Source organism: Streptomyces sp. SM18 (assembly GCF_002910775.2).
GTDB classification, from domain to species: Bacteria; Actinomycetota; Actinomycetes; order Streptomycetales; family Streptomycetaceae; genus Streptomyces; species Streptomyces halstedii.
Genome location: NZ_CP029342.1, coordinates 1409865 through 1436692, shown reverse-complemented (window position 1 = coordinate 1436692; position 26828 = coordinate 1409865). Strand labels below are relative to the sequence as shown.

Annotated in this window: 27 protein-coding genes and 1 riboswitch; of the genes, 18 read left to right on the top strand and 9 right to left on the bottom strand. The window is 73.6% G+C overall.

What is annotated here, in order from left to right; genetic code table 11:
• Nucleotides 1–117: 117 nt before the first annotated feature.
• From B9S64_RS06345 to dapD, 3 genes are all read left to right on the top strand, one after another.
• On the top strand, nt 118–438 hold the full coding sequence (locus B9S64_RS06345) for a multidrug efflux SMR transporter (RefSeq protein ID WP_103489333.1): 321 nt from the start codon (nt 118–120) through the stop codon (nt 436–438).
• Nucleotides 438–989 (top strand): TetR/AcrR family transcriptional regulator, encoded by a 552-nt coding sequence (locus B9S64_RS06340; protein ID WP_103489334.1) that lies wholly within the window; start codon nt 438–440, stop codon nt 987–989. Before B9S64_RS06345 ends, B9S64_RS06340 begins: the two co-directional genes overlap by 1 nt.
• Before the next feature lie 199 nt (nt 990–1188).
• Nucleotides 1189–2187, top strand: coding sequence for a 2,3,4,5-tetrahydropyridine-2,6-dicarboxylate N-succinyltransferase (gene dapD / locus B9S64_RS06335; RefSeq protein ID WP_103488648.1), 999 nt, complete (start codon nt 1189–1191; stop codon nt 2185–2187).
• On the opposite strand, the gene dapA is transcribed toward dapD, so the two are convergent.
• Nucleotides 2184–3077, bottom strand: a complete 894-nt coding sequence (dapA, locus tag B9S64_RS06330) for a 4-hydroxy-tetrahydrodipicolinate synthase (RefSeq protein WP_103488649.1) — start codon at nt 3075–3077, stop codon at nt 2184–2186. The two genes, dapD and dapA, sit on opposite strands and share 4 nt — an antisense overlap.
• Before the next feature lie 195 nt (nt 3078–3272).
• Between dapA and B9S64_RS06325 the strand changes: the two genes are divergently transcribed.
• The 3 genes from B9S64_RS06325 to B9S64_RS06315 all read left to right on the top strand — a co-directional run bounded on the left by B9S64_RS06325 (nt 3273) and on the right by B9S64_RS06315 (nt 5306).
• Nucleotides 3273–3929, top strand: coding sequence for a DUF4232 domain-containing protein (locus B9S64_RS06325; RefSeq protein WP_103488650.1), 657 nt, complete (start codon nt 3273–3275; stop codon nt 3927–3929).
• A gap of 159 nt (nt 3930–4088) precedes the next feature.
• A riboswitch (cobalamin riboswitch) is annotated at nt 4089–4236 on the top strand.
• A gap of 36 nt (nt 4237–4272) precedes the next feature.
• Nucleotides 4273–4494, top strand: a complete 222-nt coding sequence (locus tag B9S64_RS06320; RefSeq protein WP_028440342.1) for a CbtB-domain containing protein — start codon at nt 4273–4275, stop codon at nt 4492–4494.
• Nucleotides 4495–4514: 20 nt separating this feature from the next.
• The gene (locus tag B9S64_RS06315; RefSeq protein WP_103488651.1) at nt 4515–5306 is read left to right on the top strand and encodes a CbtA family protein; all 792 of its coding nucleotides are present in this window, start codon (nt 4515–4517) and stop codon (nt 5304–5306) included.
• Between the two features lie 112 nt (nt 5307–5418).
• On the opposite strand, the gene B9S64_RS06310 is transcribed toward B9S64_RS06315, so the two are convergent.
• Nucleotides 5419–6012: a histidine phosphatase family protein gene (locus tag B9S64_RS06310; protein ID WP_109491989.1), complete on the bottom strand. Its 594-nt coding sequence runs from the start codon at nt 6010–6012 to the stop codon at nt 5419–5421.
• A 428-nt stretch (nt 6013–6440) separates the two neighbouring features.
• Between B9S64_RS06310 and B9S64_RS06305 the strand changes: the two genes are divergently transcribed.
• Complete coding sequence (locus B9S64_RS06305) at nt 6441–7913, top strand: hypothetical protein (RefSeq protein ID WP_109491988.1); 1473 nt, start codon at nt 6441–6443, stop codon at nt 7911–7913.
• A 103-nt stretch (nt 7914–8016) separates the two neighbouring features.
• On the opposite strand, the gene B9S64_RS06300 is transcribed toward B9S64_RS06305, so the two are convergent.
• The 3 genes from B9S64_RS06300 to B9S64_RS06290 form a co-directional block, all read right to left on the bottom strand.
• On the bottom strand, nt 8017–8442 hold the full coding sequence (locus B9S64_RS06300) for an anti-sigma regulatory factor (RefSeq protein WP_103488725.1): 426 nt from the start codon (nt 8440–8442) through the stop codon (nt 8017–8019).
• Between the two features lie 76 nt (nt 8443–8518).
• Entirely contained in the window at nt 8519–10162 is a 1644-nt protein-coding gene (locus B9S64_RS06295) for a SulP family inorganic anion transporter (protein WP_103488726.1), read from the bottom strand.
• 65 nt (nt 10163–10227) lie between these two features.
• The gene (locus B9S64_RS06290; protein ID WP_103488724.1) at nt 10228–10569 is read right to left on the bottom strand and encodes a metalloregulator ArsR/SmtB family transcription factor; all 342 of its coding nucleotides are present in this window, start codon (nt 10567–10569) and stop codon (nt 10228–10230) included.
• A 354-nt stretch (nt 10570–10923) separates the two neighbouring features.
• Between B9S64_RS06290 and B9S64_RS34125 the strand changes: the two genes are divergently transcribed.
• Nucleotides 10924–11154, top strand: coding sequence for a hypothetical protein (locus tag B9S64_RS34125; RefSeq protein WP_014156926.1), 231 nt, complete (start codon nt 10924–10926; stop codon nt 11152–11154).
• Nucleotides 11155–11325: 171 nt separating this feature from the next.
• Here the strand turns inward: B9S64_RS34125 and B9S64_RS06285 are convergent, their stop codons facing one another.
• The 3 genes from B9S64_RS06285 to B9S64_RS06275 all read right to left on the bottom strand — a co-directional run bounded on the left by B9S64_RS06285 (nt 11326) and on the right by B9S64_RS06275 (nt 13799).
• Nucleotides 11326–12561 carry a TerD family protein gene (locus tag B9S64_RS06285; RefSeq protein ID WP_181387620.1) on the bottom strand — a complete coding sequence of 412 codons (1236 nt, stop codon included), beginning with the start codon at nt 12559–12561 and terminating at the stop codon, nt 11326–11328.
• 110 nt (nt 12562–12671) lie between these two features.
• Nucleotides 12672–12905, bottom strand: coding sequence for a hypothetical protein (locus B9S64_RS06280; RefSeq protein WP_103489489.1), 234 nt, complete (start codon nt 12903–12905; stop codon nt 12672–12674).
• 84 nt (nt 12906–12989) lie between these two features.
• Entirely contained in the window at nt 12990–13799 is an 810-nt protein-coding gene (locus tag B9S64_RS06275; RefSeq protein WP_103489488.1) for an NAD(P)-dependent oxidoreductase, read from the bottom strand.
• A 379-nt stretch (nt 13800–14178) separates the two neighbouring features.
• On the opposite strand from B9S64_RS06275, the gene B9S64_RS06270 reads away from it, so the two are divergent.
• Complete coding sequence (locus B9S64_RS06270; protein ID WP_103489487.1) at nt 14179–15138, top strand: 5-dehydro-4-deoxyglucarate dehydratase; 960 nt, start codon at nt 14179–14181, stop codon at nt 15136–15138.
• Entirely contained in the window at nt 15135–16316 is a 1182-nt protein-coding gene (locus B9S64_RS06265; RefSeq protein WP_103505181.1) for a hypothetical protein, read from the top strand. Before B9S64_RS06270 ends, B9S64_RS06265 begins: the two co-directional genes overlap by 4 nt.
• 29 nt (nt 16317–16345) lie before the next feature.
• Here the strand turns inward: B9S64_RS06265 and B9S64_RS06260 are convergent, their stop codons facing one another.
• On the bottom strand, nt 16346–17563 hold the full coding sequence (locus B9S64_RS06260; RefSeq protein WP_258317520.1) for an MFS transporter: 1218 nt from the start codon (nt 17561–17563) through the stop codon (nt 16346–16348).
• Between the two features lie 258 nt (nt 17564–17821).
• Between B9S64_RS06260 and B9S64_RS06255 the strand changes: the two genes are divergently transcribed.
• The 8 genes from B9S64_RS06255 to B9S64_RS06220 all read left to right on the top strand — a co-directional run bounded on the left by B9S64_RS06255 (nt 17822) and on the right by B9S64_RS06220 (nt 26725).
• Nucleotides 17822–18478, top strand: a complete 657-nt coding sequence (locus B9S64_RS06255) for a GntR family transcriptional regulator (RefSeq protein ID WP_103491351.1) — start codon at nt 17822–17824, stop codon at nt 18476–18478.
• 50 nt (nt 18479–18528) lie between these two features.
• Nucleotides 18529–19431, top strand: a complete 903-nt coding sequence (locus B9S64_RS06250) for a dihydrodipicolinate synthase family protein (RefSeq protein WP_103491359.1) — start codon at nt 18529–18531, stop codon at nt 19429–19431.
• Complete coding sequence (araD, locus tag B9S64_RS06245; RefSeq protein WP_103491352.1) at nt 19428–21167, top strand: L-arabinonate dehydratase; 1740 nt, start codon at nt 19428–19430, stop codon at nt 21165–21167. Before B9S64_RS06250 ends, araD begins: the two co-directional genes overlap by 4 nt.
• Before the next feature lie 150 nt (nt 21168–21317).
• Nucleotides 21318–22256 carry a carbohydrate ABC transporter permease gene (locus B9S64_RS06240; protein ID WP_103491353.1) on the top strand — a complete coding sequence of 313 codons (939 nt, stop codon included), beginning with the start codon at nt 21318–21320 and terminating at the stop codon, nt 22254–22256.
• Nucleotides 22253–23164, top strand: coding sequence for a carbohydrate ABC transporter permease (locus tag B9S64_RS06235; RefSeq protein WP_103505182.1), 912 nt, complete (start codon nt 22253–22255; stop codon nt 23162–23164). The genes B9S64_RS06240 and B9S64_RS06235 overlap by 4 nt, the downstream gene beginning before the upstream one ends.
• Nucleotides 23161–24348 (top strand): Gfo/Idh/MocA family protein, encoded by a 1188-nt coding sequence (locus tag B9S64_RS06230; RefSeq protein ID WP_103491354.1) that lies wholly within the window; start codon nt 23161–23163, stop codon nt 24346–24348. The genes B9S64_RS06235 and B9S64_RS06230 overlap by 4 nt, the downstream gene beginning before the upstream one ends.
• Nucleotides 24345–25172, top strand: a complete 828-nt coding sequence (locus B9S64_RS06225) for a PmoA family protein (protein ID WP_103491355.1) — start codon at nt 24345–24347, stop codon at nt 25170–25172. The genes B9S64_RS06230 and B9S64_RS06225 overlap by 4 nt, the downstream gene beginning before the upstream one ends.
• Nucleotides 25169–26725 carry a glycoside hydrolase 43 family protein gene (locus B9S64_RS06220; RefSeq protein WP_103491356.1) on the top strand — a complete coding sequence of 519 codons (1557 nt, stop codon included), beginning with the start codon at nt 25169–25171 and terminating at the stop codon, nt 26723–26725. Before B9S64_RS06225 ends, B9S64_RS06220 begins: the two co-directional genes overlap by 4 nt.
• The last annotated feature ends 103 nt before the right edge of the window (nt 26726–26828 follow it).

Below are 26828 nucleotides of genomic sequence, written 5' to 3'. Positions count from 1 at the left end.
CCACTGCTTCTCCGTCGCTCGGTTCTTGTGTGTTCGTCATCCGGTACGACCGGTCGGGACACCGTAGCGTCCCGACCTTGTGTACGGTCGTACACAACGATGTGTACGCTCGTACCCATGGGATACGGACTGCTGGCCGCGGCGATCGCGGCAGAGGTGACCGCGACGACGGCCATGAAGTACAGCGAGGGCTTCTCCCGGCTGTGGCCCTCCCTCGTCACGGTCGTGGGCTACGTCCTGGCGTTCGCGCTGCTGGCCCAGACCCTCAAGACCCTGTCCATCGGCACGGCCTACGCGATCTGGGCCGGAGTGGGCACCGCGGCCGTCGCCCTCATCGGGATCCTGTGGATGGGCGAGTCGGCCGGCCCCGCCAAACTGCTCGGCGTCGCACTGATCATCGCGGGCGTGGTGGTGCTCAACCTCGGCGGAGCGCACTGATGGCCCGCCGGTACGACCCCGGACGGCGCGACCGCATCATCGGGGCCGCCCTCCGCGTCGTCGCGGACCGGGGCATCGACGGGCTCAGCCACCGCACGGTCGCGGCCGAGGCCGATGTGCCCCTGGGCTCCACGACGTACCACTTCGCCTCACTCGACGAACTGCTCGTCGCCGCCCTGCGCCGGTGCAACGAGAACTTCGCCCGCGCCGTGCGGGAGAGCGGGCGCCTGGACGATCCCGGCACGGACCTGGCCGATGAGCTGACCCGGCTGCTGGGGGAGTGGTTCACGGGCGAACGCCAGGCGATCGAGCTGGAGTACGAGCTGTACCTCGCCGCGCTGCGCCGCCCCGCCCTGCGCCCCGTCGCGGCGGAGTGGACCGACGGGGTGGGCGAACTGCTCGCCCGCCGCACCGACCCCGCGACCGCACGCGCGCTCGTCGCCCTCCTGGACGGCATCAGCCTTCAAGTCCTGCTCACCGGAGGCGAGTTCGACGCCGCCTACGCCCGGGAGATGCTGGCGAGGATCGTGCGCGGGTCCGGCGCCCGGTGACGGGCGGGGCCGGTGCCGGCGGGGGCGGGCGGGCGCGGGCCGGTGACCCGGCGGTGGCCCGGGGCGGGGAGCCGGGGCGGCACCGGTCCGGACACCCGCGCGGCACCGGTGGTGGCACCGGTCCCGACACCCGCGCGGCACCGGTTCGGACGGCGAGACCGGTTCGCCTGAGCGGGCCCCGGACGGTTAGGTTGCGTGCATGACCGACACGACTTCCCAGGGCTCCGCCCGCACCACCGGCGCCGTCGCCGCCGGCCTCGCCACCATCGCCGGTGACGGCACCGTCCTCGACACCTGGTTCCCCGCCCCCGAGCTGACCGCCGAACCCGGCCCGGCCGGGACACAGCGGCTGTCCCCCGAGGAGGCGGTGAACCGGCTCGGGGCCGGCGCGGCGAAGGCCCTCGGGGTGGACGCGCGCCGGGGCGTCGAGATCGTCGCCGTGTCCACGGTCATCTCCTCGCTGGACGACAAGCCGCTCGACGCGCACGACGCCTACCTGCGGCTGCACCTGCTCTCGCACCGGCTGGTCCAGCCGCACGGCCAGAACCTCGACGGCATCTTCGGCTTCCTCGCCAACGTCGCCTGGACCTCGCTGGGCCCCGTCGCGGTCGAGGACCTGGAGAAGGTCCGGCTCAACGCCCGCGCCGAGGGGCTGCACCTTCAGGTCACCTCGGTGGACAAGTTCCCCCGGATGACGGACTACGTGGCGCCCAAGGGTGTACGGATCGCGGACGCCGACCGGGTCAGGCTCGGCGCGCACCTGGCGGCCGGGACCACCGTGATGCACGAGGGCTTCGTGAACTTCAACGCGGGCACCCTCGGCACCTCCATGGTCGAGGGCCGGATCTCTGCGGGTGTCGTCGTCGGCGACGGCTCCGACATCGGCGGCGGCGCCTCCACCATGGGCACGCTCTCCGGCGGCGGCAAGGAGCGCATCGTCATCGGGCAGCGCTGCCTGATCGGCGCCGAGGCCGGGATCGGGATCGCGCTCGGCGACGAGTGCGTCGTCGAGGCGGGGCTGTACGTCACGGCCGGCACCCGTGTCACCATGCCGGACGGACAGGTCGTCAAGGCCCGGGAGCTCTCCGGCGCCTCGAACATCCTCTTCCGCCGCAACTCGGTGACCGGCGCGGTCGAGGCCCGCCCCAACAACGCGGTCTGGGACGGGCTCAACGACATCCTGCACAGCCACAACTAACCCTCAGCGGCGAGGAGTTCCTCGTAGACCCGGCGCAGCCCGCCGACCGTCGCACGGTCGGCGGGCAGCAGCGGTTCGCGGACCGGGCCGATGTCCAGCAGCGCCTTCACCGTGACGGTGCCCGGCAGACCGGCGCCCATCACCGCCTCCACCAGAGGGTTCGTCAGCCCGTTCAGACGGGCCGCCTCCACGGTGTCACCGGCGTCGAACGCGTCGAGCGCCGCGCGCATCGCACGGGGCGCCACATTGGCGACCGTGCTCACATACCCGGCGCCGCCCAGGGCGTACAGCGGGAGGTTCAGCTCCTCGCACCCCGAGTAGTAGGCCAGCCTGGTCCGCGCCATCACCTTCGTCGCCGCGAACAGGTCGTAGGAACAGTCCTTGACCGCCACGACGCGCGGATGTTCCGCCAGCCGCAGCAGCGTGTCCGGCTCGATCCGGGTGCCGGTGCGGCCGGGGATGTCGTACAGCATGAGCGGGACCCCGGTGGCCTCCGCGACCCGCAGGACGTGGGCCTCGACCGCCGCCTGCGGGGGCCGGCTGTAGTACGGGGTCACCACCAGCAGGCCGTCCGCGCCCGCCGCCTCGGCGTCCTGGGCGAGGCGGACCGTGTGCCGGGTGTCGGCGCTGCCCACCCCGGCGACGAGCGGGACACCCTCACCGACCGCCTCGCGGACCGCCCGCAGCAGCGCGGTCTTCTCCGCGTCGGTGGTGGTGGGCGACTCGCCCGTGGTGCCGCTCAGCACCAGCCCGTCGCAGCCGTCCGCGACCAGCCGGCGGGCGTGCCCGCGAGCGGCCTCCAGGTCCAGGTCACCGGCGGGGGTGAACGGTGTGATCATGGCGCAGAGCGCGCGGCCGAAGGGCCCGGGGGTCCGGGCTGTCGCTGTCATGTCCGCAGTCTCGGCGGCGGAACCGCGCGGGTCCACTTAGATCTGCTTGGGGTGACGGGCAAGAGACGCTGAACAGTGGGCCCGGCGGGTGGTACCGCGTCTGGCATGATCGAACAGGCGAGCGGCTGAGCGGGGTGACGGCCGCGCGTGCCAGAGGTCCGGCGGCTGTTCGTTCCAGGGGTGGGGTACACGGCGATGCGGGTACGGAACACGATCACGGCACTCCTGTGCGCGACCGGCGCGCTCACGCTCACGGGCTGCGCCGGGTTCCTCGTCCCGGCGGGGGAGGGTGAACCCGGTCCCTCGGAGAGCCCCGCGCGGGCGTCCGGGCCGCCCGGCAGCGTCCGGGCCGAGACCCTGCCACCCACCCTGCCCGCCGCGCCGGACACCACGCCCGCGCGGGGCGGCCCGTCCACCACCGCGCCCGCCGGGGACTGCCCCGCCTCCGGGGTGAGCGTCTCGATGGGCCCCGTACAGACGGCGATGTTCCACCGCGCCGTCGTCCTCACCCTCACCAACTGCGGCACCGCGCCCTACCGGGTGGACGGCTACCCCGCCGTCCGGGCCCTCGGTGAGGACGGCGGGCGGATCCCCGTCCCGGTGAACCCGGGCGGGTCGATGTTCGGCCAGGACCAGGGGCCGGAGCAGGTCGTGCTGAAGCCCGGCGGGACGGTCCGGTCGATCCTCGCCTGGGTGTCCACCCAGGAGGGCGGCGACCTGATCGAGGGGGACGCGCTGGAGATCGCCGCCGCCCCCGACGCGGGCGTGCGGGTGTTCCCGCTGGAGGGCCACGACCTGCGCCTGATGGACGAGTTGAACACCACCGCCTGGCGTACCGCGCTTCCGGAGTGACGGGCGCGACGGGCGGTCGGACCTGACGGCCTCACGGGCGCGACCGGCCGGCCACCTGATCCGGGTGCCCCGGCCGGGCGACCCGCCGCTGACGAGGGCGTACGCGAGGCCCCGGGCGCCCGGCGGGAGAGGAAGATCACGCCGTACGGCACGGTCTTGGCCATGCACCCGTCACGCGGTACCGTCATCCCGATATGACGACGGCGAGACGGAAACCGGTGGGAATCCGGTACGGTCGCGCCACTGTGTACGAGGCCCCCGGGGCGCCTCGTGAGTCAGACCCGTGGCCGTCGTCCCTGTGCACCACCGATACGGGACGCGAACTCCCTCAGGAGGCCTTGCCATGGCGCAGCACGTCGCTCAGCCGACCGCCACCGATCCATTCGTTCCCGCCGCGCTGCCGCTGAAGGCGATAGCACCCTGGGCGGTCTTCTTCGGCATCCTGATGCTGATCCTTCTGTACTTCGTCGGCGCCGAGCAGGGCGCCACCTCCGTGTTCAGCGGCACGGGTGTCCACGAGTGGGTGCACGACGCCCGCCACCTGCTCGGCTTCCCCTGCCACTGACGCGAGGGACGCCGCACATCATGAACTCCGCAACGGTAAGAAACCTCCTCGTACGCGGCATGCTCGCCGGCCTGGCCGCCGGGGTGCTCGCCCTGGTCGTCGCCTACTTCCTCGGGGAACCGAACGTCGACAGCGCCATCGGCCTGGAGGAAGCCCACGCCCACACGCACACGCACGGAGACGCGGGCGCGGACGCCGGCGGGCACGACGAGGAGGAAGTCGTCTCGCGCTCCCTCCAGTCCACGGCCGGACTCGCCACCGGCATCCTGGTCTACGGGGTGGCCTTCGGCGGCATCGCCGCACTCGCCTTCTGCTTCGCGCTCGGGCGCATCGGACGCTTCGGCCCCCGGGCGACCGCCCTGCTGCTGTCCGGCTGCGCCCTGCTGGCCGTGTACGTCGTGCCGTACCTGAAGTACCCGGTCAACCCGCCGGCGGTCGGTGACCCCGACACCATCGGCAAGCGCACCACGCTGTACTTCCTGATGATGGTGCTCAGCGTGCTCCTCGCGATCGCCGCCATCCTCCTCGGCAAGCGGCTCGCCCCCGCGCTGGGCACCTGGTACGCGACCGTCGCCGCCGTGGCCGCCTTCGCCGTCGCGGTCGGGCTCGCCTACGCGTTCCTGCCGGTGATCAACGAGGTGCCGGACGACTTCCCGGCCACCCTGCTGTGGCGGTTCCGGCTCTCCGCACTGGCCATCCAGACCGTGCTGTGGGGCGCACTCGGCCTCTTCCTCGGCGAACTGGCCGAACGGCTGCTCCGTCCGAAGGCCGTCCCGTCCGGGTCCGGAGGCGCGGTCCCGGCCGCGCGCTGAGTTCTCCGGGACGACGCGTACGTCCGGACGAGAGGCCCCCGCGGATCCACCGAGGGGCTTCTCGTCCGTCCGGCGCGGAGACCACCGACCGCCGGTGGGCGGTGGCCGGTCGTCAGCCGGCCGCCGGGGGCGCGGGCGGCCCCACGAGCGGGCGCCCCAGCCGCAGGTTCCAGCGACCGGCCCGCCCGCTCAGCTCCGTCGCGGTCAGCGGCGGCACGTCCAGCCGCCAGAAGACCGTCGCGGGCAGCCCCAGCGCGTGGAGGACCGCTGCCCGTACGACCTCCGGTTCGACCACGGCGAGCGTGCGGCCGTCGCTCCGGCCTACGGTGTCCAGCCAGGCGCCGACCCGTACGCACAGATCCCGTACCGTCTCCCCGCCGTGCGGCGCGGAGGCCGGGTCGGTGAGCCAGCGGCCCACCGCCTCCGGTTCGGCGGCGGTGACCTCGTCGAGGGTGCGCCCGCGCCAGCGGCCCACGTCCAGGGCGGCCGGCGCGGCGAAGTCCCCGGCACCCAGCCCGAGTTCGGCGGCCGTACCGTGGCACCGCGCGCCGGGCGACACGGCGACGCGGGCGGCCCGGGGCAGGGCGGCGGCCGCCGCACGGGCCTGAACCGCTCCGGCCGCGTCGACCGGTCCGTCGGCGTCGAAGCGCGCCTGCCGCAGTGCCGCGCTCGTGGCGGGCGAGACGAGGACGAGACGGCTGGTCACGGGGTCGCGCCTCCTGCGGCTGCGGTTTTTGGCGTACGGGAGACGCCGGACACGGGCCCGCCGCCCGGCGGCGTACCGGCGAAAATAGCATCCACCGACAGCGCGGCCGTCCCGGGGCGGACCCGTCCGCGACGCGGTGCTCCGCGTGGTCCCGGGCCGGCTCCCGGGTGTGCGCGACGCCGCCCCGCGCCCCGCGGGTCCAGGAGCGGCCGGCGCCCGGGAACCGGCGGCGCACACCCGGTCAGGAGCGGTCTCCGGTGCCCGAACGCCCCGGAGGGCACCGGTCCGGCAAGAACCGGGCGGCTCGGGACGAAATGCGTCTACGCTGGTGCGGCGGCGGCCCGACCGGACTCCGTGAGCGACGGGCCCTCCCCGCCGCCGTGGGCCGCCCCGCTCACCCCTGAGTACCGCCCCGAGGAGAACCCCTGATGTCCGCAGAGCGCCCCTCCCTGCCGCCGGTGCGGCTGCACACCGAGGCCGAGTTGGCACGGGACGCGCTGGCCGCTCCGCTGCTCGCCCGCGCCGCCCGCCTCGCCCGCTGGGCGGGCCCCGCCACCCGGGTCGGCGCCGGCGGCGAGCTCGCCGAGTCGCAGCTCCCCGCGGCCGCCGAACACCTCGGTCTCGCCGGGGACGAGGACGGCGCCGCGTACGCCAGCGAGGCCTGGCGCCTCGCGGTCGACACCGGGCTGGTCGACGTCCAGGACCCGCAGGACGAGGACGGCCTCGGTGACGGTGACGAGGACGGCGGCACCGTCACCGCGGGCGAGAACCTGGCCCTGCTGACCGGGGGTTCCCCCGAGGACGTCCTCGGGATCTGGCTCGACGGCCTGGACGCCGTACACGCGGACGCCACCGCGCCGGCCTTCGACGACTTCGCCGATCTCGTCAACGAGGACGGCAGCGTGGACTTCGACGCCCTGGACTGGGACCCGGAGGCCGAGGCGGAGTTCCTGGACGGGGTGCTCGGCAACCTCTACCTGCTGACGGTCTCCGAGGCCGGCCCGCAGGAGGGCCCCGTGCCGCTGCCCGCGCTGGCCGCGTCCGTCGTCGTGCCGGAGGACATGGACGAGCCCACCGACGACGTCCTGGAGGAGGTGTCCGAGGCGATGATGCGGCTCGACGAGCAGTTCCGGGTCCTCGAACCCATCGGGATCGTCGAATACCGGCCGGTGGACGAGACGTTGCTGACCGGCGACGAGGAGCCCGGCTCCGAGCAGGACGACGAGGACGTCACCCGCTACGGCATGGTGCGACTGACCCCCCTCGGCCTCTACGGCGTCCGGGAGCGGATGCTGGAGGCCGGAGTCGACGCCCCCGCGGTCGGTGACCTCGCCGACAAGGGCGCCGACGTACTCCTCGACGGCATCGCCTACTACCCGGAGGACGCGGCCCGTTCCGAGGTCGTGCTGTGGCTCGGACACCGGGGCGCGGACCAAGCGGCGTCCGCCGCCGCCGACCTGCTGAGCGCCGCGCGCGGGGCGGACCGGGGCGCGCCGCTGCGGCGGCTGCACTGCCAGCAGGCGCTCGCCTCGGTGGGCCCCGAGGCGGAACCCGCGGTGCGCGCGGTGCTGGACGACCCCGAACTCGGCGGGCTGGCCCGGGTCTGGCTCGTGGAGCGCGGCGCGGCCGACGTGCCGGCGCCCCCGGAGTCGATGATCTTCTGGCTCGCCGTCGACACCATCGCGGCCCAGTTGGACGCCGACGGGGAGATCGACGAGCTCCAGGAGCTGGTCGAAGGGCTCAGCGGCCAGCACACCGGCTTCTTCGACGAGGCCTGGCGGGTGGACCACCCGGCGACGGCCGAGGTGCTGGAGGCCATGGGCCGCCTGCACCGCGACCGCAAGACGGCGAAGGACGCCCGCAAGGCCGCCTTCAAGGCGCGGTCGCGGCAGAAGGCCTGAGCGGCCGGCCCGGGGCGGACCGCGCGGGACGGAAACCGGACGGGGGCGGACGGGGCGGGGCTCGACGGGCCGGGGCCGGGGTTCGTCCGCCCCGTCCGGCCGGCTACAGCGGGAGAGTGACCCAGACGCTCTTGCCCTGCCCGTCGGCGTCTGGGCGGACGACGGCGGTGCCGCCCAGGGAGAGGGTGAGTTCCATGACCGTGGCGAGCCCGCCGCCCGCGCCCAGGGTCTCCACCGAGTGCAGCGCGGGGAGGTGGGGATGCCGGTCGTGGACGGCGAACGCGAAGGTGTCCGGCCCGGCCGCGTAGACCACGGTCACCGACTCGGACAGCTCGGCCGCGTGGCGGACGCTGTTGGTGACCAGCTCGGACAGGATCAGCAGGGCCGGGTCGATGCTCGGGTGGTGCCGGGGGATGCCCCATTCCAGGAGGACCGTCTCGGTCGTCCGGCGGGCCAGGCGTACGGCCGAACCCATGGTGGGGAGCGTCAGGACGTGCCGGAGCGGCAGGGCTCCCAGCTGGGCCGTCATCGGGTGCGCCGGGTGCGCTCACGACGGGCCCCGGCGGTGGGCGGCTCGGGGGCCCTCGGGCGCGCGGGCGAGATGATCATCGGGTGGCCTTCCGGGAGGGTGACGGGGGACGCAGAACGCCCGCGTGTTCGAGATGGCGGCGGGCCCCGGCGATCGCTTCGGGGGTGGTGGCGTACTCCCTGTTCTCGGCCCGCGACAGGCCGAGCGCGCCGGTGGAGTCCAGGACCCGGCGCTGACCGGGACGGATCCCGGAGGCCAGCACGGCGATACCGCGCCGGTTCAGCTTCTCGACCACGTCCTTGAGCACCAGGGCGCCGGTGGCGTCCATGGTCGTCACCCGCGACATGCGCAGGATCACGACCCGGACGTCGGCGACCTCGGACAGCTCCAGCAGGAAGCGGTGCGCGGCGGCGAAGAAGAGGGGGCCGTCGATGCGGTAGGCGACGATGTGCTCGGCGAGCAGGGCGTGTTCCTCGTCGCTGTGCTCACCCGGCAGGTCGGGGCGGAGGTCCACCTGGTTGAAGGTGGTCTGCCGGGCCACCGCGCGCAGGGCGAGCGCCCCGGCGACGACCAGGCCGATGACGACCGCGTACACCAGGTCGAGCGCGAGCGTGGCGACGGCGGTCAGGACCAGGACGACGGCGTCCGCGCCGGTGGACCTGGCCATGGCGCGTACGGCCCCGAACTCGATCATCCGTACGGCGGTGGCGATCAGGACACCCGCCAGCGCGGCCAGCGGAATCCTGGAGACCAGCGGCGCCGCCGCGAACACGATGGCGGCGAGGATCGCGGCGTGGACCAGCGCGGCGAGCCGGGAGGAGGCGCCGGTACGGACGTTGACCGCCGTACGGGCGATCGCCCCCGTCGCCGGAACACCGCCGAACAGGGGGGCGGCGATGTTGGCGAGGCCCTGCCCGAACAGCTCCCGGTCCGGGTCGTGCTTCTGCCCCACCGTCATGCCGTCGGCGACCTGCGCGGACAGCAGCGACTCCAGGGCCGCCAGGGCCGCCACCGCGACGGCGGGGGCGAGCAGCGTACCCAGCGCGGACGGGTCGACGAAGCCGAGCGAGGGGGCGGGCAGCCCCGCCGGAAGGTCCCCGATCGGGGTGGCGTCCAGATGGCAGAGGCCGTTGACCAGGGTGGCCGCGATCACGGCGAGGATGGAGAAGGGCACGGTCGGCCGCCACCTGGCGCCCGCCAGCATCACCGCCGCCACGGATCCGGCCAGCGCCACGGCGGTCCAGTCCGGTGCCCGTGCGAACGCCTCCACCGCGCGCCAGGCCACCACCAGGACCTTGTCCCCCTCGGGCTTGGCCACCCCCAGCGCGTCGGGCACCTGCTGGAGCCCGATCACCAGGGCGATGCCGAGGGTGAAGCCCTCCACCACCGAGGCGGGGATGTACGACATGTAGCGGCCCGCCCGCGCCAGGGCCAGGCCGAGCAGGATCACCCCGGCCATCAGCCCGACCATGAGGACCCCGCCGGCGCCGTGGCGGGCCACGATCGGCACCAGGACCACCGTCATCGCACCGGTGGGGCCGGAGACCTGGAGGTTCGATCCGCCGAAGACGGCCGCGAGCGCCCCCGCGACGACGGCGGTGGCCAGCCCCGCCTCGGCGCCCAGCCCGGAGGAGACGCCGAACCCGAGGGCGAGCGGCAGGGCGACGATCGCCACGGTGATCCCGGCCAGCAGGTCCCGCTTGGGATCGCGGCGCGTCATCGCCAGATCGGCGCGCGTCGGCAGCAGGGAACGCGCCCGTGCGGCGGCCCCGGCCAGCAGATGGCTCACTGTCCGGAGACCTCGGATTCCCGCAGCTCGGCCAGCAGCTCGTTGCGCCCGGCCAGCATCTCGGTCAGGATCCGCCGGGCCGCGCGCATCAGCTCGGCCACGTCCCCGCCGGCCAGCTCGTACACGACCGTCGATCCCTCACGGACGGAGGTGACGATCCCCGAGCGGCGCAACACCGCGAGCTGCTGGGACAGCGCGGCGGGCTCGATCTCGATCTCCGCCAGCAGGTCCCGCACGGGCATCGGCCCGTCCTGGAGCAGCTCCAGGACCCGGATGCGCACGGGGTGGCCGAGCATCCGGAAGAACTCCGCCTTCGCCTGGTACAGCGGAACGGCCACGCGGTCTCCTCCTCGACGGGGTCGGGACCGTCGTCCCGAGCGGGGGTACGGTCTGGCCCCCAGGATGTAGGAAGTTGCATAATTTTGCAATTCATCAAACCGGCATCCCGTGATCACCTGGCCGGATCTCGACGTCGGCCGTGCCGGGTGGCGGGGGTGCGGCTCCCGGACGCGGGGAACCGCCACACCTTCGGGGGGACTTGCCGGTGGGGTGTCGCGGGCCGCGACCGGCGCCGGGGGCGGGCGGGGGCGAGGGTCGTCCGTGGACCGGGCCGGTGACGAATGCGGCACGACTGCCGCCCCGGAAGGGACGGGCATGGCGTCGGGCGCCCCCAGGGCGCATACTTGAGGGTAATGAAACAGTCAGCCGGATCCCGGCGTCACCTGCCTTCCAGTCCCTTCAACCGCCCGGCCCAGGCGGCCCCACCGGTCGAGTGCTTCGATGTGGGCGACCGGGTGTCGCACGACCAGTTCGGACTCGGCCGAGTCCTTGCCGTCGAGGGCGACAACGACGCAGTGCTCATCGACTTCTCGGGGCGCCAGGGGAGGATTCTGAGCCCGTACTCCAAGCTGACCAAGCTCTGAGGCGCCGTCCCGCCGAGGCCGTGTCCGTACGAACGGTCCCGCGAACTACGCCCCCCAGGGGCGCGGCCCGTGCCATGGGTCGGGTGGGACGCCGCGCACGCGACCTCGGCCCCCGGAAGATGTTCCGGGGGCCGCCAGTCGTGCCCCGGCGGCCGGGGTGCCGGCAGGCCGCTACAGGGACTTCGCGGCGGGCTTCACCATGCCGCGGACGGTCCGTGACTTCACGAACTCGCCCATGGCGGTCATCTCCCACTCGCCGGAGAACTGCTTGATCAGCTTGGCCATCATCACGCCGGTCTGCGGCTCCGCGCCCGTCAGGTCGAAGCGGACCAGCTCCTCGCCGGTGGTCGCGTCGAGCAGCCGGCAGTAGGCCTTGGCGACCTCGGTGAACTTCTGCCCGGTGAACGAGTTGACCGTGAAGACCAGGCCCGTCGCCTCGGGCGGGATCCGGCCCAGGTCGACGACGATCACCTCGTCGTCGCCCGCGCCCTCACCGGTGAGGTTGTCGCCGGAGTGCTTGATCGCGCCGTTCAGGATGGAGAGCTTGCCGAAGTAGCAGCTGTCCAGGTGGCCGCGGTCGGGGCCGTAGGCGATCACCGACGCGTCCAGGTCGATGTCCTTGCCGCGGAACGCGGGCTCCCAGCCCAGGCCCATCTTCACCTGGGAGAGCAGCGGACGGCCGCCCTTGACCAGCGACACGGTCTGGTTCTTCTGGAGGCTGACCCTGCCCTTGTCGAGGTTGACACGGCCGGCGGCGGCGGGGGCGGCCGCCGGGGAAGCGGGCGGGGCCGGGGGGACGGGCGGGGCGATCCGCGGGTCCAGGGGCGCGGCGGTCGGCGGGGCGGGCGGCGCGGGCGGGGCGGGCGGCACCGGTGCCTGGGCGGCCGGTGCGGCGGCGGGCGCCGGCTCCTCGACCGAGACACCGAAGTCCGTGGCGATGCCCGCCAGTCCGTTCGCGTATCCCTGGCCGACGGCGCGGGCCTTCCAGGCGCCGTTGCGCCGGTAGACCTCGATGACCAGCAGTGCCGTCTCACTGCCCAGCTGGGGCGGGGTGAACGTGGCGAGCGCCCTGCCGTCGTCCGCGTCGCGCACGGTGGCGGTGGGCTCGATGCCCTGGAAGGTCTGGCCTGCGGCGTCGGGGCTCGCGGTGACGACCACCTTCTCGATGCCGGCCGGGACGGCCGCGGTGTCCACCACGATCGCGTCCGGCGCGGAGCCGCCGCCCGCGCGGTAGGTCACGCCGGGGCCCGAGGGCTGGTTGTAGAAGATGAAGTCGTCGTCGGAGCGCACCTTGCCGTCGGCGGTGAGCAGCAGGCCCGATACGTCGAGCCGCACCGGGGCGGCGACGTCCACCGCCACACGGGCGGCGGAGAGAGGGATGTTCGAGCCGGGGGTCATTGCGGTCATGTCCGGGGTAACGAACGACCCGGCTTTGCCGTTCCCTTACCTTTCGGGGCGTGACCCGTACGGCCGCACGCCCTCACCGGCGGGCCGCGGGGCCGGTCGGCGCGCGCCCGTCAGGCCCGGCCCCGGGGCCGGTTGCGCGGGTGGTCGCGGGCCGTCCGCTCGTTGCCGTGCTTGTACGCGCCCGTCCAGCGCGCCATCACCAGCTGGGCGTCGCCCGAGCCGGCCTCGGCCAGGAACTTCTCCGCCCGTGCGCCGCGCAGGGTGGTCGCGGGACGGCCGTGGTGGGTGATCGTGACGCTCGCGTCGCCGTGCCGCTCGTAGGTGAATCCGGAAGGTTTCGGCATGCCGCACATGGTGCCCGCCGGCCGCCCGGCCCGTCGCGTGAATTACGCCGGGCGCCGGGGCGTGCGCGGGCGCGGCAGGTCCGGTCAGTGCGGCCAGAGCGGCGGGTTCGTCACGAAGTGGCCGCCGACGCGGGCGTGGTCGGGGTTGTCGGGGTCCAGCTCCCCCTGCTCCGCGACGAGGGCGTCCGCGTACTGCTCGGAGTCGTCCTGGGGTTCGTACCCCAGCGCGCGGGCCGACGTCAGGTCCCACCACAGACGGGTGTTGGCCGAGGAGCCGTAGACGACCGTGTGCGCCACGTCCTCGGCGGTCAGCGCCGCGTGGAAGAGGCGCGCGCCGTCGCCGGGGCTCATCCACACCGAGAGCATCCGCACGGAGGTCGGCTCCATGAAGCAGGAGCCGATGCGCACGGAGACGGTCTCCACCCCGTGCTTGTCCCAGTAGAGCTGGGCCAGGTCCTCGCCGAAGGCCTTGGACAGGCCGTAGAAGGTGTCGGGGCGGTGCGGGGTGGAGACCGGGATCAGCGGATCGCCGTCCTCGGGGCGGGGGGTGTAGCCGATGGCGTGGTTGGAGGAGGCGAATACGATCCGCCCCACCCCTTCCTCGCGCGCCGCCTCGTACAGGTTGTACGTGCCCTCGATGTTGGCGCGCAGGATCGCGTCGAACGGGGCTTCCAGCGAGATGCCCGCGAGGTGGATGATCGCGTCGACCCCGCGCACCGCCTCGCGCACGGCGTCCCGGTCGCGGAGGTCGGCGACGACCGCGTCCGGTTCGCCCTCGACGGGGGCGAGGTCGAAGAGACGCAACTCGTAGCCGTACGCGGGAAGCAGTCCCCGCATCAGGGTGCCGAGGCCGCCGGCGGCGCCGGTGAGCAGGACGGTACGGGGAGCGGGCATACGGATCTCCTCGGTGAGGGGCAGGGGCAGGGGCGGGGACAGGGGGCAGGGACGGGGCGCGGAACGCGGGGACGGCGGTGGTGGGCCGGGGGCGCGGCGGGGTGCGGGATGCACGGTACGCGGGGCACGCGGACATGACACGGCTCTGCGCGGTGCGCCAGATGCGTGGCTGACATTCACATGCGTGGACAAGCTAAGAAGTCCCGGCGGATCGCGTCAAGTGTGGCCCGGCCGGAGCTGTTTCCCGTCCGGCCCGGTCTCCCCCGTCTTGACCGGCGCCGCACGGCTGCCTTAGCGTGACCGTGTTCATGAGTATGGACACTGATCAGACTTGTGCACGATCGAACCGTTGACGCAGGACCCTGTCCAGGGAGCGCCCGTGACCCCAGCCCCCCTCGCCGCCCGGCTCACCGCCGTCGCCGGGCCGCTCTTCTTCCCCGTCACCGCCTACGGGCCGGACGGCGGCGTGGACCTCAAGACCTTCCGCGCCCATGTCCGGGCCGGGGTGGACGCCGGTGCCGCCGCCGTCTTCGCCTGCTGCGGCACCGGGGAGTTCCACGCGCTGACCCCGCAGGAGTTCCGGCTCGTGGTCGCCGCCGCGGTCGAGGAGACGGCGGGAGCGGTGCCGGTCGTCGCGGGCGCCGGCTACGGCACCGCGCTCGCGGTCCAGTTCGCGCGGCTCGCCGAGGAGGCGGGCGCGGACGGGCTGCTCGCCATGCCCCCCTACCTCGTGGTGGCCGACCAGCGGGGACTGCTGGCCCACTACACCGCGCTCGCCGCCGCCACCCGGCTGGAGACGATCGTCTACCAGCGGGACAACGCCGTCTTCACCCCCGAGACCGTGCTCGCCCTCGCGAGGACCCCCGGCATCGTCGGGCTCAAGGACGGCTACGGGGACCTCGACCTGATGCAGCGCGTCCTCGGCGCCGTGCGCACCGGAGCGCCCGACGCGGACTTCCTGTACTTCAACGGGCTGCCCACCGCCGAACTCACCGGCCTCGCCTACCGGGGCATCGGCGTCACGCTCTACTCCTCCGCCGTCTTCGCCTTCGCCCCGGACATCGCCCTGGCGTTCTACCGGGCCCTCTCCTTTGGCGAGGCGGAGCTGACCGACGCGCTGCTGGACCACTTCTACCGGCCGCTCGTCGAACTGCGGGCCAAGGGCCGCGGCTACGCGGTGTCGCTGGTCAAGGCAGGCGTCCGGCTCGGCGGGCTGGACGTCGGCACCGTGCGCACCCCGCTCACCGAACCCCCGGCCGCCCACATCGAGGAGCTGGCCGCGCTCATCGCGACGGGCCGCGCCCTGCTGGAGAAGCACCGGACGGGGGAGCGCGCGTGAAAGCCTCCGCCTTCGTCTACCCCTGGGACGTCGTCGGCGACCCGGACGCCGCCGCCCGCCTCGTGGACCTCGGCGTCCAGCAGGTCACCCTGGCCTCCGCCTACCACTCCACCCGCGCCCTGACCCCACGTCACCCCGGCCACCGGATCGTCACCGCGGAGCACGCCGCGGTGCTCTACCCGCCCGACCCCGCGCGCTGGGACGGCCGGGCGCTGCGCCCGTACCCCCAGACCTGGATGCCCGGCGACGACCCGTACGCCGAGGCGGCCGGGGCGCTGGCTGCCGCCGGACTTCAGGTGCACACCTGGGTGGTGCTCGCGCACAACTCCCGGCTGGGCGCCGAGCATCCGGAGACCTCGGTGGTCAACGCCTACGGTGACCGTTACCCCTGGGCGCCCTGCGTTGCCCAGGACGCCGTGCGCGCCTACCTGGTGGACCTGGCCGCCGAGGCCGCCGTACGCCCCGGGGCCTCGGGGACCGAGCTGGAGTCCTGCGGCTGGTACGGCTTCGCTCATCTGCACGCCCACGACAAGACCTCCGGGGTCGGCCTCGGGGACGCCGCCCAGTACCTGATGTCCCTGTGCTTCTGCCCCGGCTGCCGTGCCGGGTACGCCGGGACCGGCCTGGACGCGGAGCACCTGGCCGCGGCCGTGCGCGGCGCCCTGGAACCGGTCTGGGCCGGGCGGGGCTCCGACGCCTCGGGCTGGTCCGGTGTACGGGAACTGCTCGGCGCGGAGACGGCCGACGCCACCCGCCGGTGGCGCGACCAGGCGGCCCGCAGGCTCCAGGAGGAGGCCGTCACCGCCGTGCGGGGCGCGGCACCCGCCCCGGACTTCCAGGTCCTGCTGCACGCCGACCCCGCCTCGTACCGCACCGGGGCCAACGCCGGGGTGGACCCCGCGCACATCCTCGCCACGGCGGACGGGGTGGTGCTGCCGTGCACCGGCGCCGACGCCGTACGGGAGGCGGTCCTCGGGCCGTTCGCCGGGCGCGGCGGGGTGCTGGCCGCCAACTTCGGTGTGGTCACCGGCATGGGCGGCAGCCCCGCCACCCTGGAACGGGACGCGGCGCACGCCCGCTCGCTCGGCGCCGGTGAACTGCGCCTGTACCACGCGGGCCTGGCCTCCGGGCCGGACCTGGCCGCCGTCGCGCGCGCCCTTGCCCGCGTCGCCGGGTGAGCCGCGCCTGAGCCCGGCGGCGGAGCCGCTCACCGGGAACCGGACGGCCGGGCGGGCACCTGCCCGGCCCTCCGGTTCCGCCACCGCCCGTTCAGCCGGGCCGCGACCAGCAGTCCCGCCACGGCCGCCGCCCCGAGCAGCGGCCGGACGTCCACCGCCGTGAGCAGCCCCGCGCCGACCGCCAGGGCCACCGCGTTCGGCGCCATGAGCAGGGTGTGGGCCGCCGCGACCGTACGGCCCAGCACCCGGTCCGGTGTCTCCCGCTGCACCGCCGTCAGCGCCGCGATCAGCACACAGGGCAGCCCGGCGCCGATCGCCACGCTCGCCCCCACGGCCACCGCGCCGCTGCCGCCGGACAGTGCCCGTACGCCCACCGCCGCCGCGAACACGGCGATCCCGGCCGCCGCGAAGCGCCGTTCCCCCAGCCGCCGCAGCAGCGGTCCGGCCGTCGTCCCGACCAGGACGGAACCCGCGCCCTGTGCCGCGTACAACACCCCGGCGTACGCGGGCGAGCGGGCCAGCACCTCGTCCACGACCGCGTACACCGCCGCGCCGTTGAGCCCCGCGAGCAGCATCGTCAGCGCCCCCGCGTACACCAGGGGCCGCAGCGCCGGGGACTCGCGCAGCCGGCGCAGGCCCGCCGCCGTACCGCCCCGCCGGGAGGGCGCGGGGGCCGGTGCGGTGACGCGCAGCCGGGCGAAGACCAGCGCGGCCAGCACGAAGCTCAGCGCGTCCAGCACCAGCACCGGACCCGCGCCGAACCGGGCGAACAGCGCGGCCCCGGTTGCCGGGGCGACCAGCTTCACGCCCTCGTTGACCGTCGTCCGCAGCCCGTTGAAGTCGCCCAGCAACCGGTCCTCGACCGCCCCGGCGACGACCGCCGCCTCCGCCGCGTCCAGCACGACACCCCCGGCCCCGTAGACGAACAGCACGGCGAACAGGGCCGGCACCCGCAGGGCGGGCCCCGTCAGCGGGAGCGCCGCCAGCAGCCCCGCCAGCAGCAGGTTCACCCCGACCAGCAGGGGCCCGCGCGGCAGCCGGTCGGCGAGGGCCCCGAGCGCCGGACCGGCCAGGACCGGCGCCCACAGGGCGAACACCGTCAGCGCCGCCAGGGAGTCCGACCCGGTCAGCGACTTCATCCAGATCCCGGCGGTGAGCCACATCGCGGACGTGCCGAACCCCGAGACGAGCACCCCCGTCAGGCAGAGCACCGCCGTGCGGTCGCCCGCCACCTCCCGCACCCGCACGACCGCCTCCGCCGCCCCGCGCACCCCCTCAAGAGGGCGCCTTCCAGGACATGCTGGCCACTGAGGACACCTCCGGACATCCGGCGGATGCCGTAGGCGCGGTCCGGTGCCGTACCTATCGAGGTCCCCGGCGAAGTCATCCGAACATCTTTTGTCAGAAGCGTTGACGAAACATTCAGGACGGCTCTAGCTTCATCGCGTCGTACTTCGTACGTCATATATGAGACGCGATACGCGAGATGCGAGAGCCCTTCACCCATGACCTTTGCGCCCGCCCCGATCCCTTCCCGGACCCAGTACGTGCTGGAGGCGATCAAGCACGCGATCCTCACCGCGCAGCTGAGACCGGGACAGGCGCTCGTCGAGACCGAACTCGCCGCGCGGTTCGGGGTGTCGAAGACGCCGGTGCGCGAGGCACTGAAGACGCTCGCGGGCACCGGGCTGGTGGTCATGAGCCAGTACAAGGGCGCCACCGTACGGCTGGTGGACGCGGCCATGGCCCGCGAGGTGTACGACGTCCGCCTCCTCCTGGAACCGGAGGCGCTGCGCCGTTCCATCACCCGCGAGGCCTCCCTCGAAGCGGCCCAGGAAGCCCTGGAACGGGCCGACTCGGCGGTCGACAAGGCCGACCGGTCGCTGGCCAACCGGGACTTCCACCGGGCGCTGTACCTGCCCTGCGGGAACCCCCTGCTGGCCCGGATGCTCGACGAGATCCGCGACCAGGCCGCACTCGTCTCGACCGTCGCCTGGTCGGCCAACCCGTCCTGGGAGCGCGAGGCGGCCGAGCACCGGGAGATCCTCGCCCTCGCGCTCGGCGCCGACGCGGAGGCCGCCGCCGGGGCTCTGCACGACCACATCGCATCGTTCGTACGCCGCGCGTTCCCCGACGACGAAGACGGGGGTGACACGGCGTGAACCACCCGCTGGACCTGAACCACCAGCACCTCGACGAAAGGCCAGTCCGCATGGACCTCTCCCCGCTCAAGGCGGCCCTCGCAGACGTTGTGGCGATCCCGGTGACCCCGTTCGCCGAGGACGGGAGCATCGACACCGCGGTGTACCGCGCCCTGCTGCGCCGGCTCCTCGACGGCGGTGTCCGCATCGTCACCCCCAACGGCAACACCGGGGAGTTCTACGCGCTCACCCCCGACGAGCGGCGCACCGTCACCGAGCTGACCATCGAGGAGGTCGCCGGCCGGGCCACCGTCCTGGTGGGGGTGGGGCACGACGTGCCCACCGCCGTGGCCGCCGCCGAGCACGCCCGGGACGCCGGGGCCGAGATGGTGATGGTGCACCAGCCGGTGCACCCCTACGTCTCGCAGGACGGCTGGATCGACTACCACCGGGCCATCGCCGAGGCCGTCCCCGGACTCGGCGTCGTCCCCTACATCCGCAACCCGCTGCTCACCGGCGACCGGCTCGCGGAGCTGGCCGACCACTGCCCCAACGTCATCGGCGCGAAGTACTCCGTCCCGGACGCCGCCCGCTTCGGCGCGTTCGCCCGGGACGCCGGCCTGGAGCGGTTCACCTGGGTCGCTGGACTCGCCGAGCTGTACGCCCCCTCCTACTTCGCCGGCGGCGCCACCGGCTTCACCTCCGGTCTGGTCAACGTCGCCCCCGGGGTCTCGATGGCCATGCTGGAGGCGCTGCGGGCCGGCGACTACCCGGCTGCCATGAAGGTCTGGGAGCAGATCCGCCGCTTCGAGGAACTGCGCGCCGACCGGCAGTCCGCCAACAACGTGACGGTCGTCAAGGAGGGCCTGGCCTCGCTCGGCCTGTGCCGCCGAGACGTCCGCGCCCCGAGCCGGGTGCTGCCCGAGGCGCAGCGCGCCGAGGTCGCCGAGCAGGTCGCCGGGTGGTCCATATGACCGAGGGCACGGGCCGCCGCATCGCCCCCGAGGAGCTGCGCAGCCACCAGTGGTACGGCACGGACGGGCTGCGCTCGTTCAGCCACCGGGCCAGGACCCGCCAGCTCGGCTACCTCCCCGAGGAGCACCTGGGCAAGCCGGTCATCGCGATCCTCAACACCTGGTCCGACATCAACCCCTGCCACGTCCACCTGCGCGACCGTGCCCAGGCCGTCAAGCGGGGAGTCTGGCAGGCGGGCGGATTCCCGCTGGAGTTCCCGGTCTCCACCCTCTCGGAGACCTTCCAGAAGCCGACCCCCATGCTCTACCGCAACATGCTGGCCATGGAGACCGAGGAGCTGCTGCGCTCCTACCCGGTCGACGGGGCCGTGCTGCTGGGCGGCTGCGACAAGTCGACGCCCGCGCTGCTGATGGGCGCCGCCACGGTGGACCTGCCGACGGTCTTCGTGCCCGCCGGGCCGATGCTGCCCGGCCACTGGCGCAACGAGGTCCTGGGCTCCGGCACGGACATGTGGAAGTACTGGGACGACAAGCGGGCCGGACTCATCGGCGACTGCGAGATGGGCGAACTGGAGAACGGGCTCGCCCGCTCGCCGGGCCACTGCATGACGATGGGCACCGCCTCCACCCTGACGGCCGCCGCCGAAGCCCTCGGCGTCACCGTGCCCGGCGCCTCCTCCATCCCGGCCGTCGACTCCGGACACGACCGGATGGCCGCGCGGTCCGGCCTCCGGATCGTCGAACTGGTCTGGCAGCAGCTGACGTTGTCGCGGATCCTCACCGCCGAGGCCTACGAGGACGCCGTCGCCACGGTCCTGGCGCTCGGCGGCTCCACCAACGCCGTCATCCACCTCATCGCGATGGCCGGCCGCTCCGGGGTGAAGCTCACCCTGGACGACTTCGACCGGATCGCCCGCACCGTCCCCGTCCTCGCCAACCTCCGCCCCGGCGGGAAGTACCTGATGGAGGACTTCCACTTCGCCGGCGGGCTGCCCGGATTCCTGGCACGGCTCACCGACGTCCTGCACCTGGACCGCCCCACCGTCGCGCACACCACGATGCGCGAACAGCTCGACGGGGCGCTGGTGCACGACGCCGACGTCATCCGGGAGCGGGACGACCCGCTGGCCGAGGAGGGCGGCGTGGCGGTGCTGCGCGGCAACCTCTGCCCCGACGGCGCCGTCATCAAGCACATCGCCGCCGAACCCCACCTGCTGCGCCACACCGGACCCGCGGTCGTCTTCGACGACTACCAGGAGATGCAGCGCACCATCAACGACCCGGCCCTGGCCCTCACCCCGGACCATGTGCTGGTCCTGCGCAACGCCGGCCCCAAGGGCGGGCCGGGCATGCCCGAGTACGGCATGCTGCCGATCCCGGACTACCTGCTGAAGCGGGGCGTACGGGACATGGTGCGGATCTCCGACGCCCGGATGAGCGGCACCAGTTACGGGGCCTGTGTGCTGCACGTCGCCCCCGAGTCCTTCGTCGGCGGACCGCTCGCCCTGGTCCGCACCGGCGACCTCATCACCCTCGACGTCGAGGCGCGGCGGCTCCACCTCGACGTCACCGACGAGGAACTGGAGGCCCGCAAGGCCGCGTGGACCGAGCCGCCCGCCCGCTACGGCCGCGGCTACGGCGCCCTCTACCAGGACCAGATCACCCAGGCCGACACGGGATGCGACTTCACCTTCCTGGCCCGGTCCGGAGACGTGCCCGACCCGTACGCGGGCTGACCCCGGGCGGACAGAATTCCGCGCGCCGCCGCGTCCGGGATACCGAACGACATGCGGTAAGCGCTTGCACCACGCACCAGGAGCACGGCACCCCCAGCAGTTCCCGCACACCAGCACCTCCCCGCACTTCCCAGAGATCGGAGACGCGTCATGGCCCAATCCGCAGCCGTGGCCACACCGCCGCCCAAGGAGAAGGCGCCCCGGCGCCGCTCGGCGAGCCCCCGCCGCCTGCCGTATCTGCTGATCGCTCCCGCGGGCCTGCTGATGCTGGGCTTCATCGCCTACCCGGTGATCAGCGTCTTCTACTACAGCCTCCAGAACTACAACGTCACCAAGCCGTGGCGGAACGGCTTCGCCGGACTCGACAACTTCAAGCGGATCTTCACCGAGGACGACCAGTTCTGGTCCACGCTCGGCTTCAGCGCCCAGTGGGTCTTCACCCAGGTCAGCCTGCAACTGGTGCTCGGCCTCGCGCTCGCCCTGATCGTCAACCAGAGCTTCGTCGGCCGGGGCATCTCCCGGGCCATGGTCTTCTCGCCCTGGGCCGTCTCCGGCGTCCTGACCAGCACCATCTGGATCCTGCTCTACAACTCCTCGACCGGCTTCAGCCGCTACCTCGCGGACGCCGGCATCGGTGAGTACGGCACCTCGGTGCTCTCCGACACCGGGACCGTGTTCTGGGCGGCCACCGTCTCCGAACTCTGGCGCGGCGTCCCCTTCTTCGCCATCCTCATCCTCGCCGACCTCCAGTCCGTCTCCAAGGAGCTCTACGAGGCGGCCGCGGTCGACGGCGCGGGCCGGATGCGGCAGTTCTTCCACATCACCCTCCCGCACCTGCGGGACGCGATCATCCTCGCCACCCTGCTGCGCGGGGTCTGGGAGTTCAACAACGTCGACCTGCTCTACACCCTCACCGGCGGCGGACCGGCCGGCGAGACCACCACCCTCCCGCTCTACGTCGCCAACACCGGCATCGAGGGCCACGACTTCGGATACGCCTCCGCGCTCACCACCGTCGCCTTCGTGATCCTCCTCTTCTGCTCGATCGTCTATCTGCGCCTGAGCAAGTTCGGAGGCGACCACAAGTGACTGCCGCACTCGCAGAGAAGAACAGCGCCCCGGGACAGACGGCGCCCCCCACCCCACCGCCGCCCTCCACCCCCCGCCGCACCAGGCGCGAGCGCGCCTTCGACGACGTACCGCGCTGGCAGATCTACCTGCCGCTCGGCATCTACCTGATCTTCACGCTCATCCCGTTCTACTGGATGTTCCTCTTCGCCGTACGGCCCGCCGGCTCCACCTCGCTGGTGCCCTGGCCCATGACCGGGGACCACTTCTCCAAGGTCTGGAACGAACGCAGCTTCGGCCTCTTCTTCCAGAACAGCATGATCGTCGGCATCGCGACGCTGATCGCCACCACCCTCGTCGCCCTGGCCGGCGGCTACGCGCTCGCCCGCTTCGACTTCAGGATCAAGGGCGGCTTCATGCTGGCCCTGCTCTGCTCGCAGTTCATCCCGGGCGCGCTGATGCTCGTACCGCTCTTCGAGATCTTCAAGAACCTCCAGCTGATCAACTCCCTGGTGAGCGTGGTCATCGCGGAGACCGTCTTCCAGCTCCCCCTCTCGATCATCCTGATCAGCGGCTTCATCAAGAACGTCCCGGTCACCCTGGAGGAGGCCGCCTGGGTCGACGGCTGCTCCCGCTTCCGGGCGTTCTGCGCGGTCGTGCTGCCGCTGCTGCGCCCCGGGCTGATCGCGGTGGGCTCCTTCGCCTTCGTACACAGCTGGAACCACTTCCTGTTCGCCCTGATGTTCCTCAGCGAACAGGACAAGCAGACGATCCCGGTCGGCCTCAACACCCTGATCGGCGCCGACAGCGTGGACCTCGGCGCGCTGGCCGCGGGCGGTGTGATCGCCGCGGTGCCCGTGGTGATCGTCTTCGCCTTCATCCAGAAGTGGCTCGTCACCGGCTTCAGCGCCGGCGCCGTGAAGGGATGACCGACATGCCCGCACCCGCCACCCCACCGCTGCCGGTCGTCCTCGCGGGCGCCCGGGGCCACGGCCGCTGGCACCTCGCCAACATCCGCCGCCTCCAGCACCAGGGCCTCGTCCGGCTCGCCGGAGTCTGCGAACTGGACCCGCTGACCGACGGTGAACTCGCCCCCTTCGCCGGTGAGATGCCCGAGCAGTCCGCCGACTTCGGGGCCCTCCTGGACGCCACCGGGGCCCGCGCCGCCGTCATCTGCACCCCCATCCCCACCCACACCGCCCTGGCCCTGACCGCCGCGGCCCGCGGTGTCCACCTCCTCCTGGAGAAACCGCCCGCCGCCACCTGGGCCGACTACGCCCGGATGGCCGACGGGGTACGGGAGGCGGGCATCGCCTGCCAGGTCGGCTTCCAGTCCTTCGGCTCGCACGCCGTACCCGCGATCAAGGAACTCGTCCGCTCCGGGGCCCTCGGCGCCCTGCGGGGCGTCGGCGCCGCCGGTGCCTGGGTCCGCGACGACGCCTACTACCGGCGGGCGCCCTGGGCCGGCCGCCGCAGGCTCGGCGGTACGGACGTGGTGGACGGCGTCCTGACCAACCCGCTGGCCCACGCGGTCGCCACCGCCCTCGCCCTCGCCGACCGGGACCGGGACCAGGACGTGGCGTCCGTCGAGACCGAGCTGTACCGGGCCCACGACATCGAGGCGGACGACACCAGCTGCGTCCGGATCACCGCCACCGACGGCCTGCCCGTCACCGCCGCCGTCACCCTCTGCGCCGAACAGGCCGGCGAACCGTACGTGATCGTGCACGGCGAACGCGGCCGGGTCACCTTCTGGTACAAGCAGGACCGCGTCCTCGTCCAGCGCGCCGGACACGGCCCCGAGGAGGCGGTGCACGGGCGGACCGACCTCCTGGAGAACCTCGTCGGCCACCTCGTCCACGGCACACCGCTGCTCGTACCCCCCGAACGCACCGGCGCCTTCATGCGGGTCGTCGAAGCCGTGCGCACCGCACCCGAACCCACCGTCCTGCCCCCGGACGCGTGGTACACCCGGCCCGCCGACAGCGGCGGCGGCGTACGGCGCGTGGTGCGCGGCATCGACGCCACCGTCGCCGCCGGGGCCGACACCCTCACCCTCTTCTCCGAACTAGGCGCCCCCTGGGCGCGTACCAGCGAGGTGAGCACCCCATGACCAGCACCGCGCTCCTCAGCTGCGCCGGCCGGCCCGTCGGCCGCTACACCTGCCCGTCCGGTCCGGGCCCCCGCCCCTACCTCCACCCCGTCACCACCCTCGCGGGTCTCCCCGTCACCGAGGAACGCCCCGCCGACCACCTCCACCACCTCGGCGCCGGAGTCGCCGTCCCCGACGTCGCCGGACACAACTTCTGGGGCGGCCGCACCTACGTCCGCGACCAGGGGCCCACCGCACTCGACAACCACGGCACGCAGCGCCACCTCGGCTGGAAACTCCGCGACCCGGACGGCTTCGTCCAGGAGCTCGGCTGGGAGGCGGACGGCGCCGAACTGCTCCGCGAGCACCGCACGGTCGCCGTCGTCGCGCTCACCGACACCGCCTGGGCGCTGGACCTCTCCTTCTCCCTGACCAACCGCGGCGAGCGCGACCTGTCGATCGGCAGCCCCGCCACCAACGGCCGCCCCGGCGCCGGATACGGCGGCTTCTTCTGGCGGGCCCCCAAGGAGCCCGCCGCCCCCGCCGTGTTCACCGCGACCCACGACGGCGAGGAGGAGGTGCACGGGCGGCAGGCCGACTGGCTGGCCCTGGCCGGCGACGGCTGGACGCTCGTCTTCGCCGGTGCCACCGAGGAGACCCGGCGCGACCCGTGGTTCGTACGCACCACCGAGTACCCGGGTGTCGGCTCCAGTCTCGCCGCCGAGCGGCGGCTCCCGGTGCCCGCCGGGGCCACCGTCGTACGCCGGGTCGTGACCGTCGTCGCCGACGGCCGCCTCGACCGGGACACCGCCGCCGCCCTCGCCCGCAAGGTGGCCACGGCATGAACCTGCCCTGGACCGCCGACCTCGGCGACGGCACCTACCGCAACCCGGTGCTGCACGCCGACTGGTCCGACCCCGACGTCGTGACGGTCGGCGAGGACCACTACCTCACCGCCTCCAGCTTCGGCCGGTTCCCCGGGCTGCCCCTGCTGCACTCCCGCGACCTGGTCAACTGGACCCTGGCCGGCCATGCCCTGGACCGTCTGGAGCCCGCCTCCGACCACGTCGTACCCCGTCACGACCGCGGGGTCTGGGCCCCCTCGATCCGCCACCACGCCGGACGCTTCTGGATCTTCTGGGGCGACCCCGACCACGGCGTCCAGCAGGTCAACGCCGAGCGCATCGAGGGTCCGTGGACCGCCCCGCACCTGGTCAAGGCCGGGAAGGGGCTCATCGACGCCTGCCCCCTGTGGGACGAGGAGACCGGCGAGGCCTACCTGGTCCACGCCTGGGCCAAGTCCCGCTCCGGCATCAAGAACCGGCTGACCGGCCACCGGATGAGCCCCGACGGCCGCACCCTGCTCGACGAGGGCACCACCCTGATCGACGCGGACACCCTCCCCGGCTGGTTCACCCTCGAAGGACCCAAACTCCACCGGCACGACGGCTGGTTCTGGATCCTCGCCCCCGCCGGGGGAGTGGAGACCGGCTGGCAGGGCGCCTTCCGCTCCCGCGACTTCTTCGGACCGTACGAGGAACGCGTCGTCCTGGAACAGGGCCGCACCGACGTCAACGGCCCCCACCAGGGCGCCTGGGTGCGGACCGCGGCGGGCGAGGACTGGTTCCTGCACTTCCAGTCCAAGGGCGCGTACGGCAGGGTCGTCCACCTCCAGCCGATGCGCTGGGACGGCTCCGGCCCGGACGGAGCCGGGGGCGGGGGAGGCTGGCCGGTCATCGGGGACGCGGGCGAACCGGTCCCGGTCCACCGCAAGCCCGCCGCCCCCGAGCAGCCCGTGACGGCACCCGCCTGCGACGACGACTTCCCCGGCGGCCGGTACGGGAAGCAGTGGCAGTGGACCGCCGACCCCCGCCCCGGCTGGACCGCCCCGCACCCCGGCGACGGGCTCCGGCTCACCTGCGTCCGCACCGCGTACGCCCACGACCTGCGGGTCCTGCCGAACGTCCTGGTCCAGCGGCTGCCGGCCGAGGAGTTCACCGTCGAGGTGGACCTCGCCCTGCGCGGTGGTGTCCCCGGGGCCGCCGCCGGACTGGCCGTACTGGGCGACGCCTTCAGCTGGATCGGGCTGGAGGCGGCGGAGGACGGCACCCCCCTGCTCGTCCACCGCTACGCCGAAGGCGTCGCCGAACACGAACGGGACGCGGCGCACCCCCGCGCGGCCCCCTCGGGCACGGCGCGGCTGCGCGTCGAGGTCACCGCGGGCGCCCGCTGCCGCTTCCACGCGGACACCGGCGACGGCTTCCGGCCCTCCGGCCAGGTCTTCGCCGCCACACCGTGGCGCTGGGTGGGCGCCCTGCTGGGCCTCTTCGCCACCGCGCCGACGGGCACCGGACCCGCCGGAACCGCCCACTTCACCGCCTTCCGCACCGGCCCCTGAGCCTCGCGTGCCGACGCCCCCGGCGCACACCCCACAGACCGCCCCCCACGGCACGGACGTACCCGACAGCACCTGCGACACCAGCGATTCCACCGACAGTACC

Bases quoted from the DNA above. Each gene is read 5' to 3' on its own strand.
- B9S64_RS06345 (WP_103489333.1), top strand. From the start codon at position 118: ATGGGATACGGACTGCTGGCCGCGGCGATCGCGGCAGAGGTGACCGCG.
- B9S64_RS06340 (WP_103489334.1), top strand. From the start codon at position 438: ATGGCCCGCCGGTACGACCCCGGACGGCGCGACCGCATCATCGGGGCC.
- dapD (WP_103488648.1), top strand. From the start codon at position 1,189: ATGACCGACACGACTTCCCAGGGCTCCGCCCGCACCACCGGCGCCGTC.
- dapA (WP_103488649.1), bottom strand. From the start codon at position 3,077: ATGACAGCGACAGCCCGGACCCCCGGGCCCTTCGGCCGCGCGCTCTGC.
- B9S64_RS06325 (WP_103488650.1), top strand. From the start codon at position 3,273: ATGCGGGTACGGAACACGATCACGGCACTCCTGTGCGCGACCGGCGCG.
- B9S64_RS06320 (WP_028440342.1), top strand. From the start codon at position 4,273: ATGGCGCAGCACGTCGCTCAGCCGACCGCCACCGATCCATTCGTTCCC.
- B9S64_RS06315 (WP_103488651.1), top strand. From the start codon at position 4,515: ATGAACTCCGCAACGGTAAGAAACCTCCTCGTACGCGGCATGCTCGCC.
- B9S64_RS06305 (WP_109491988.1), top strand. From the start codon at position 6,441: ATGTCCGCAGAGCGCCCCTCCCTGCCGCCGGTGCGGCTGCACACCGAG.
- B9S64_RS06300 (WP_103488725.1), bottom strand. From the start codon at position 8,442: ATGACGGCCCAGCTGGGAGCCCTGCCGCTCCGGCACGTCCTGACGCTC.
- B9S64_RS06295 (WP_103488726.1), bottom strand. From the start codon at position 10,162: ATGACGCGCCGCGATCCCAAGCGGGACCTGCTGGCCGGGATCACCGTG.
- B9S64_RS34125 (WP_014156926.1), top strand. From the start codon at position 10,924: ATGAAACAGTCAGCCGGATCCCGGCGTCACCTGCCTTCCAGTCCCTTC.
- B9S64_RS06285 (WP_181387620.1), bottom strand. From the start codon at position 12,561: ATGACCGCAATGACCCCCGGCTCGAACATCCCTCTCTCCGCCGCCCGT.
- B9S64_RS06280 (WP_103489489.1), bottom strand. From the start codon at position 12,905: ATGCCGAAACCTTCCGGATTCACCTACGAGCGGCACGGCGACGCGAGC.
- B9S64_RS06275 (WP_103489488.1), bottom strand. From the start codon at position 13,799: ATGCCCGCTCCCCGTACCGTCCTGCTCACCGGCGCCGCCGGCGGCCTC.
- B9S64_RS06255 (WP_103491351.1), top strand. From the start codon at position 17,822: ATGACCTTTGCGCCCGCCCCGATCCCTTCCCGGACCCAGTACGTGCTG.
- B9S64_RS06250 (WP_103491359.1), top strand. From the start codon at position 18,529: ATGGACCTCTCCCCGCTCAAGGCGGCCCTCGCAGACGTTGTGGCGATC.
- araD (WP_103491352.1), top strand. From the start codon at position 19,428: ATGACCGAGGGCACGGGCCGCCGCATCGCCCCCGAGGAGCTGCGCAGC.
- B9S64_RS06240 (WP_103491353.1), top strand. From the start codon at position 21,318: ATGGCCCAATCCGCAGCCGTGGCCACACCGCCGCCCAAGGAGAAGGCG.
- B9S64_RS06230 (WP_103491354.1), top strand. From the start codon at position 23,161: ATGACCGACATGCCCGCACCCGCCACCCCACCGCTGCCGGTCGTCCTC.
- B9S64_RS06225 (WP_103491355.1), top strand. From the start codon at position 24,345: ATGACCAGCACCGCGCTCCTCAGCTGCGCCGGCCGGCCCGTCGGCCGC.
- B9S64_RS06220 (WP_103491356.1), top strand. From the start codon at position 25,169: ATGAACCTGCCCTGGACCGCCGACCTCGGCGACGGCACCTACCGCAAC.